At 61.9% G+C, this 8,950-nt stretch carries 5 protein-coding genes; 1 reads left to right on the forward strand and 4 read right to left on the reverse strand.

Annotated elements, in window-relative coordinates:
- Nucleotides 1-303: 303 nt before the first annotated feature.
- Genes AB0O81_RS13885 through AB0O81_RS13900 form a run of 4 tightly spaced genes read right to left on the reverse strand, consistent with a single transcriptional unit; the run spans nucleotide 304 to nucleotide 4,685 of the window.
- A complete protein-coding gene (locus tag AB0O81_RS13885) occupies nucleotides 304-1,536 on the reverse strand; it encodes a Dyp-type peroxidase (RefSeq protein WP_363585252.1) in 1,233 nt (410 codons plus the stop codon).
- On the reverse strand, nucleotides 1,533-2,279 hold the full coding sequence (locus tag AB0O81_RS13890) for a hypothetical protein (protein WP_363585254.1): 747 nt from the start codon (nucleotides 2,277-2,279) through the stop codon (nucleotides 1,533-1,535). The genes AB0O81_RS13885 and AB0O81_RS13890 overlap by 4 nt, the downstream gene beginning before the upstream one ends.
- Nucleotides 2,276-3,592: a right-handed parallel beta-helix repeat-containing protein gene (locus AB0O81_RS13895; RefSeq protein WP_363585256.1), complete on the reverse strand. Its 1,317-nt coding sequence runs from the start codon at nucleotides 3,590-3,592 to the stop codon at nucleotides 2,276-2,278. The genes AB0O81_RS13890 and AB0O81_RS13895 overlap by 4 nt, the downstream gene beginning before the upstream one ends.
- 58 nt (nucleotides 3,593-3,650) lie before the next feature.
- Nucleotides 3,651-4,685: a TetR/AcrR family transcriptional regulator gene (locus AB0O81_RS13900; protein WP_363585258.1), complete on the reverse strand. Its 1,035-nt coding sequence runs from the start codon at nucleotides 4,683-4,685 to the stop codon at nucleotides 3,651-3,653.
- Between the two features lie 519 nt (nucleotides 4,686-5,204).
- On the opposite strand from AB0O81_RS13900, the gene AB0O81_RS13905 reads away from it, so the two are divergent.
- On the forward strand, nucleotides 5,205-8,950 hold a 3,746-nt coding region (locus AB0O81_RS13905; protein ID WP_363585260.1), incomplete at its 3' end, for an SdrD B-like domain-containing protein.

Consider the following 8,950-nt stretch of genomic DNA (forward strand, 5'->3'; position numbering starts at 1 on the left):
CGGGTTCGAGCTTCTCAGGTTGGGGCTTCATCGCCCTGATGCTGTCGATCGCTCTGATGTTCATCGGTGGATGGATGCTGCTGCTCCGCCGCCGCACCCAGACCTCCTAGCGGTCAGCGGCCGAGAGGCCACAACGCGAAACCGGGCCCGTGCAATCAACGCGCGGGCCCGGTTTGCTGTTGGTGTGGCGTGGTTCGAGGGCGGGAAAGTGCGCGAATGCTCGGCCAGTCTGCGCAGATTCGCCCACATGAGTGGGTGGATGCCGCGCAAGGGTGGGCTCGCGGGGCGGCGGCGCCTCGTTGACTAGGAGAACAGCGTTGCGCCGAGCGGAGTTCTCGCGTCGTAGCCCGGCAGAATCGCGAACGCGCCGCCCGCGGTGGCGTGCATATAGGTGAAAAGGCCGTCAATCTCTTCCATGCGCACCATCGTCTTGGCGAACGCGTCGGTGTCGATCGAATAGCTCAAGAACACATGGCCGACGTCGTCGGCTGAGTTGACGTAGTTGTAGCTGCGCCGCAACATCAGCAGGCTGCCGGTGAACGAGGGGTGCGCGGCCCGCGCGTGCGAGTGGGCGGGCACCAGAAAGTCGCCCTCGGCAGATTTCGACAGCAGATTGATGTCGTCATCGCGTTCGCCGCCTGAGAGCGGGACACCGGTGGCGCGCTCGCGACCCATCACAGCATCTTGTTCACTGAGCTCGAGAGAGGCGAAGGCACCGGTGTCGAGCTCAAAGCGCCGCGCTACGCAGATGGTGCCACCGGCGAGTGGGCCGGTCGAGATCCAGACGTCTGCGGCGAGGTCTTCGGCAGTGCGCGGAACGGTGATGCCGTCGAAGTACCCGAAGGGGTTGCGGCTGACGCCGTCACCCGCCGCGGCATAGCCGCGGAAGCTCAGTTGCGACCACGCGAGTGTCACGCCACCAAGCGCTTCAGTAACCGCGCGCAGCGAGGAGTCGAGCACACCAGGGTCGGTCGCGTTGACACTGATGAAGACGTCACCGCTGAGCGCTGTGGCGGGCAACGCACTATCACCCGCGAACATGGGGATTGCGACAAGCTCAGCCGTCGACGGGTCGTCGCTGAGCTGGAGCGGCCGGTCGCCGAGACCTATCGTTACGGTGAGATCACCGGGGCCATCCGGTGTCACCGTCTCATCGCCCGGAGGCGTGCAGAGCGCCAGAATGCGGAGGCCAGCGCTCGCGAGCGCAGCCTGTATGGCGTCGTGGGCTGCACGCTCATCGACGGCACTATCGATCACGTCAAGAAACCCGACGGCAATCAGCGCATGAGCCTGCCGCACCGCCGGGCGGGTGATGCCCGCTTGCTCAGCCCCGGCAGCATCCACTGGCTGGCCCTCGGGTGCGGGTGTCTCGGTGGGCACCGGGCTAGGAGTGGTGGTGTCAGCGAGAGCCCGCGTCGCGGCGACGCCGGCCGCAGCGCCGACGCCGATTCCGGCCAAACCGCCGAACAGCGCAGTGCGCCGAGAGATTCCGGCGCCGGTGGCTTCGGACGTGTCGTCGGGGCTATCGCCTGTCATTCCGCTTCTCCCAGGCGTGTGCCGTCAGCAGCGCCGAAGTCGATGGTGCTCCACTGCGATCCCAAGCGCACTTCGGCCCGCCACATCGTGCCTTCTTGATCTACCCAGAGGCGCAGCCCCGACTCATCGGCGCTGGGCAGTTCAGTGACGGCGTCGTCGCTCGGGGGAGCGGCGAATACCGACACCTCGATGCCGTCGACCGTGTCGTTGCGCAGCCAGAGGGCGCCCGACTGCTGCACGAGCAACGGGTTGTCGGGCCGATCGCTGCCGAGGGCAAGCACCGTTGCGAGAGCCGCGTCGAGCGTGCTCGTCGAAATGTCGATGGGCCGCGTGCCCCACGCGGGGTCAGCTTCGGCTTCAGCGAGAGTGGGAGCGGGGAGAGGGGGAAGGTCTCCCGCTGTCAGGTCTGCGCCGGTTGCGGCGGTCGACTCGTGACTCCACACGATCACTCCCGATTCGCTGGTGTCACTCGCTACCGCGGCGTATCCCTCGCCCGAGACCCAGTCGACCCAACCGGTGATTGCGAGCTGTTGACCTGAATCTTGCAGCGCAGTCTGAAACGGTCGGCTGGTGACGTCATAGTTGCGAAAACGCGTGATCGCGAGTATCTGCGCCTGTTCGGTGGTGACGCCGTCGGCGGCCTGTGACGCCCCGCCTGCTTCGCCCGAGGCGGTGCATGCGGCAAGTGGCATAATCAGCGAAGCGGCAATGGCTAGGGCCACAATTCGGCGTCGTGCGGTCATCGGGTTCCGGTCCGATCGGCGAGGAAGTCGGTGGCTGGCACGGGGTAGGTGCTGGCGTCAGGCATCTCGATCTCGGCAGGCAGCATCCCTGCGTTCGAAGAGAACTGGGGTTGATCTGTCGGGGCTGCGACTTGCAAGAAACTGACTCCGGGGGGAGCTTCGACGTGGGGAAGGTCTGCGCTGCTCGCCGCGGGATCGGGGGTGTCGCTGCACGCTAGTGCCGCGTCTTGCAAAGCTTCAGGGAGTGCAGAGAAGGAGCCCGACACGCACGTACCGGTCGCAGGTGCGCGATCGGCCGAGACATTTGCGATGTCGACGCCGTTCTCGGCGAAGTCGGTCTGTTGCACCGAGAGACCGATCGTGGCGAGGTCTTCGGTGTTCGAGATCAGCACACCCGCGCGTGGGTTGCCCGTCACCCGGTTGTTGACGAAAAGATCGTCGACGCCACCCGAAACGCCAATACCGATGCCGAAACCACCGTCAGCTTGAGAAGGGGAGTCGGTTGACACGTTGTCGCTGACGAGGTTGCCTGCCACCTCATTGTCGCGTTGCGGGCTGAATGCCTCGACGTAGTTCGATAGGAAAGTCATGCCGACACGGTTGTCTGAGAAGCGGTTGCCGACAACGGTGAGCCCCGATGCGTTCGCGTTCTCGAAGCCGACCGCGTTGCGCTCGGCGACATTGCGCTCGACAAGAATGTTGCAGGTCTCGCACTGCCCGACATAGAAGCCGCTATCGGCAGAGCCCGAAGCATACGATTCGCGAATCACGCCGTGCTGCGCGTTAAAGGCGTAGATGCCGTAGAGGCCATTGTTGTGAGCGGTAACGCCCTCGATCGCGAAGCGCTGCAACGGCGGAAAGGCCTCGGGGTCGAACGGTTCGTAGGCACCGGCGCCGTGGGCGGCAGGGCCCGCTTCGTCGTGCAGACCAGTAACGAGCACGCCATAGAAGGTGGCCCCGGTGACCGTGAGGTTTTCGATGCGCACGCCATCGGCGATGCCAACAACGCCGTAGGGGCGCAACCCCTCGCCGTCGATGATCGTCTCGTTGCGGTCGACTCCTCGCACCGTGACGTCGGGAGTCGAGACAAGAAGCTGCTCTGCCCACACTCCCTCACCGATTTCGATGACACCGCCGGGGGCGACAAGCCCAGACGCTTGCGCAAGGGTGTCAGCGTCACCCGGCACCTGAACGAGATCGAGGGTGCCAGCCGATTCGGCTTCAGGTTCAGAGGTCGCCGCGCATCCCGCGGAAACCGTCAGCACTGCGGCGACCACGAGCGCCAGAGAGGCCATTCGGCGTCGTACCCGCATTGGGCGATTCTACCGGGTGCGCGAGGCGGCAGGTGTTGAGGTCTGCTGCCCGCGTGCCCTAGCGCCAGATGCGGGCAACCCGCGATGTCTCACGGTCGACGTCAACGCGGAAGAACGCGGGAGTGTCCCAGATGAGGATGTCGTTGGGGTGGGCCGCCGGCCAGGTGCGGTGGGCGTCGCCGAGCACTGCCGTCACGCGCTCGTGAGCGTCACCGATGCTCACGCCATTGACGGGCGCAGGAAAATCGGCACCATAGGTGATCGTGGCAATTGTGCCGTCTGCTGCAGGGATCACCTGCACATCCACTTCTTTGACCCGGTAGTACACCGATACATGCTCGGTTTGCACCATCTCGAGGGAAGCGAGTGGGCGAATGCGATCTGCGAACGCCATCATCGGGTCACGCGGCGCCGCTTCGACGCAGATCGACGCGAGCATAGAGACGGCAGACGGCGCTCGAGGGGTCTGGGCCATCGCGGTGGTGCTGGCGAAAGAGGCGAGGATGCCTGCCGTTGCGTCGCCGACGGCGAGGGCGATCTCTTCGTCATTGAGACCGGAGATCGCTGCCGTCAGTGATGTGTGCTGCCACACGCTGAAGATGAGCTCTGCCGCATGTGAGGCAGAAAGATTGGTCTGCAACTCGTAGGCAGCCAGAAAGCGCTGCACGATCACTTGTACCTGCGCGAGTAAACCTTGTTGCCATTGCAAGTACTCGTGTGCGACACGCTCGTCACGAACCCCATGCATGCGCACTTCGTTCATGACGATTATCCCAGCGCGGCCGCCGGTGATCTTCGCCGCGATCTGTCGAATCGCATCGGCGGGGTCAGCCGGAAAACCACGGTGAACGAGCGAGTCGACGAACTCCTCAGAATCGACGAGTCGCTGGCCTACGAAAGCCTTCACAGCTTCGATCACGATCTCGTCCTTGGATCCGAAGTTCGAGTAGAACGCGCCGCGGCTGAAATTGGCGCGATCACAGATCATCTCTACAGTGCCAAGCTCGATGCCGACGTCAGCGAAAACTGTGTAAGCAGCCTCGAGAAGTCGTGACCGCGTTTTGGGCCGGCTGCGTTCGAATGGCTCGCTCATGATTTGTCCCCCCAGACCAGGTACTCGTCTGAGAGCACTTCGATTTCCACCCTAATCGCCGATTCTCGACCGGCCGCCGTTTTGCTCAGGACTTGCCAAGGTTTGGCTCATGTTGAGCACAATGGTCAACATGAACCTGAGTATTGGCAAATGTACGCCCATGTATCGCGCTGTCAGGTTGCAGATTGCGCAATTTGCGCGTTAGCGTCGCGTTAGCGTCACTTCGGTGGTGCTCACGGGGATGCGAGGCGGCTTCTTCTTGGGTCGCTCTCTTGTGGCCCTCAGAAGTGCCCTCTTGCGGTGGAAAAGGTTCGTGCCCGAACGCGGACTGTTTCTTCCGTGCTCAGTACCAATTTGCGCGCGCTCTCTGCGTGGCAGATAGACGAAACGACCGCGGTGGGTGACTTCGCTGCGAGTCGTAGACGTGCTCGCAGAAGCGGCGCGCGTGGGGACCTTTTGAGGAGAGATTTGATGTCGGCTAGACACGTTCACCCTGAGGCGCGATCGCGCGGAAGGCTCGTGAGTGCCCTTGCGGCGTTCTTGGCACTCGTGCTTGCCATCGCTGGCTTCGCGACTCCGGCTTTTGCCGTTGACTCGACCGCAATCAAAGTGACGCTTTCGAGCTCGGGCGAAACCTACAACGGCACGCCGGTGCTTACCGCAGGGAGCGAATACACGCTCGCACTGCAGTACGACAACACCAAGCTGAACGACGGCGATGAGATCTTCATCGAGGTGCCCGAGGGCATCACCGTGCCCGACTCGGCGCTCGTATTGCCGACCGGCAGCTCAATTTTCGAAAGCTTCACCCGTGAAGCCGACGGTTCGCTGAAGCTTACGGTGAAGTCTCCTCGCCCGAGCGGTGTGAACCAGGGAATTCTGCAGCTGAAGTTCGTCTTCGACGAAGTGAATACCAGCTCTGAGCGTGAGGTCACCTGGACCGTCGGCGGTCAGCCGACGACGTTCGAGGTTGTCGTCAAGACTCCCGGTGACTCATTCGAGAACGTCGGAAACAGCCGCAGCAAGTCGGCGTCGCCCAGCAACCTGAACTCCTACATCACGGTCACCGACGGCACAGTCACCCTCAAAGACACGGTGCTGACCAAAGACATCGCCTACACAGTCAAAGTGAACACGACGTCGGCGCTGACCGACCTTGGCGTCACCGACACGATCGACGACGCCATGACGATCACGGCGAACTCTTTCGCCGCGACTCTGACCACCTGGGATGACGCTGGTCTCAACCGCGAGACTTCGCCGTTTGCCGTTTCGCCATCGATCACCGCCACGGGCTTCGCCGCGACCGTCACCCTGCCCGCAGACTCTCAGTTCGTGCTGACCTACAAGGCGCGCGTGACCGACAAGGCCGCCCTTGAGGCGCGCCTTCAGGCTGAGTACGACAAAGTTCAGGCCGCCGGCGGTTCTTACTCGACGACAGTCAAGAACACCGTTGCGTGGAGCGACGGACAGAACAAGACTGCGACAGTAACGCTTTCGGGCAGTGTCGCCGCGCCCCCGGCCGACCCGCAGCCAAACTACGGCAGCGCCTTCTCGAAGAGCGTTGACGTCACCACCGTTGACTCTTCGGACTCGATCGTCGTCGCGGATGCCACGCCGGTTGACGTCGTCTACACGCTGAGCGCCGACCTCACCAAGTGGGCTGATTTCTCTGACACCGACTACGCGCTCGCGCGCAACGTTGTGATTCGCGACCAGTTGCCCACCCAGGCCAGTTGGTCTGTCGACGACGCTGGTTTTCTCACCGTAGTCAACGCGCAGAACGAGGCTGTCACCTTCGCGGCAGCAACTGGTCTCTCGGGTGACTACGAGGCAGCCATCGCCGCCGACGAGTACGTGGGAACCTACGCGATCAATGGTCAGAACCTCTACGTCAACATCGGCAAGGACACGACGCAGAAGTACACGGTCAAAGCCAAAGCGACTATCGAGAACCTTGACGGTCTCACCCCGTCGGCTGGCCCGCTCACTGACACCTACTCGGTGCGCAACTATGCGTTCTTCATCTACGGCGACGGCAAGTACAGCTCGAAGAACGTGACCACGAAGATCATTGTCGGCAAAGACACCTCCGCTGGCGTCGATGACGAAGAAACCTTCAGCAAGAGCGTCGCTGACGAGGCGATCACGGTACCTTCTTCGCCCGAGACCACTGCCATTCCTTTCACCTTCACGGTGAAAGCAGGAACGGCCGATGTCACCGGCATCCAGATCATTGACGTGGTCGACCTCAACGTCTTCGACGTGAGCAACCTCGCCGCAATCGAAGAAACGATTTCAGTGAGCTACGGCTCACTGGCGCTCGATGCCAACGACTGGAACCTCAGCCTCAACGCAGACGACGAGCTCGTTTTCGAGTTCACCGATGCTTTTACGCAGAAGCTCACCGCCGCAGGCAAGGCGACCGACCTCGCTCTGACGGTGACGGTTCCACTGCCGCTGAAGGGCGTTATCGGCAAGCAGACGCTGCAGATCACGAACAACGCACGCCTGATCGGCACCAAGGTCGAGGTTGACTACCTGTCGAGTGTCGAGATGTCGGCATCGACGTATGGTGACGAGCTTGAAGTTCGCAAGACGGTCTACGACGAGGCGAACAGCAGCTTCACCAACAACCTTCGTGTTGAGCTCGACGAAAACGGCGACCCTGTCTCAGATGAGTTCGTCTACCGCATCGACGTGATTCCTCACGGCGCCTACGGCACCGTTGGCGTGGCAATCACCGACATCGTCGACGCTCTTCCTGAGCAGATGTCATTTATTGGATTCACCGACGGCGTCGATGGTTCAGTAATCGACGGCACATCGCTCTCGCTCGACGGAAACCTTGAGGCGAACTACGCCGACGACGTCGTGACGATCTCGCAAAAGGCGAACACCGTCTTGAACACCGATGGATCGGTCGTTGTCTACGTGAAGGTTGCTCTCACCGAGTTCAAGGCTGAAGTGAGCATCACCAACGCCATCGGTGACACCAGCGCGACAATCACTCCGACCGACGGCTACCCGCTGAAGATTCGCAAGGTCGACTCTGACGACCAGACGGTCGTCATCACCGACAAGTCGGCACGCTTCCAGGTGCTCGACTCTGAAGGCACTGTCGTCGTTGACAACATCTATGTCGTGAACAACAGCCTCGTTGTCGCAGACGAAGATGGCGCAGACAAAGCAGTGACCGTCGATGACCCGGGCAAGTACACGGTGAAAGAGATCACTGCGCCTGCTGGCTACAAGACGACATCTGACACTGTGTCGATGGTCGTCATCGAAGACATCGGCAGCGAGCAGGTCACGTTCTACAACGAACCGATTCCGCTGACCTATGCAGTGGGCGACTACACGTGGATCGACGAGAACCGCGACGGCGTGCAAGACGATGACGAACCGGTGCTGCAGGGTGTCGTTGTCAACTTGCTCGACGGCAACGGCGAGCCGGTGCTGGGTGCTGGCAACACAGCCCTCACCACGACGACGAACGCTGACGGTCTCTACGTGTTCGACGGCCTCCCGGCCGGCGACTACCAGGTTGAGTTCGCACTCACCGACGAGCAGTCCGCAACGTACGTCTTCACCGCAACCGGTTCGGGCACCGCGCTCAACGACTCAGACGCAGAGCCTGCAGTCGATGACCGCTTCACCGGTCGCAGCGAAACCTTCACGCTGGGCGCCAGCAACACACAGTTGGTGGCTGCAGACGAATACGACGGCATTGCAATCACCGCCACCGGTGGAATCGACCCGACGTGGGATGCCGGAGTGGTTCGTAAGAAGGTCTCGGTAGGTGACTACGTGTGGCTGGATGTGGATCGTGATGGTGTGCAGGGAACCAGTGATGCGGAAACCCCCATTGAGGGTGTGAAGTTGGTGCTGACTGGTCCTGATGGAAACCCGGTTGTTGATATCGAGGGCAACGAGGTTGCGCCGGTGTTTACTGACGAGGACGGTTTCTATGAGTTCGTGAACCTGCCAGCGTTGCCTGAGGGCGAGTCATACACGGTCACGATCGATCAGGAAGATGCGTCCACGATTGACGCGTTGACCGAGTTGCGTCCGACGGTGACGGGTGCGGGAGATACGGCCACGGATTCGAGTGAGTGGACGGCAGCGTCTGGTGATCTCACCGACAACGGCGACCGTGATTCGACGCTTGATTTCGGTTTCATGCCGCGTACCTACGCGATCGGTGACATCGTGTGGATCGACGCGAACAGCGATGGTGAACAAGACAGTGACGAGCACACCCT

It is taken from the genome of Microbacterium sp. NPDC076911 (assembly GCF_040687125.1).
Taxonomy (GTDB): domain Bacteria; phylum Actinomycetota; class Actinomycetes; order Actinomycetales; family Microbacteriaceae; genus Microbacterium.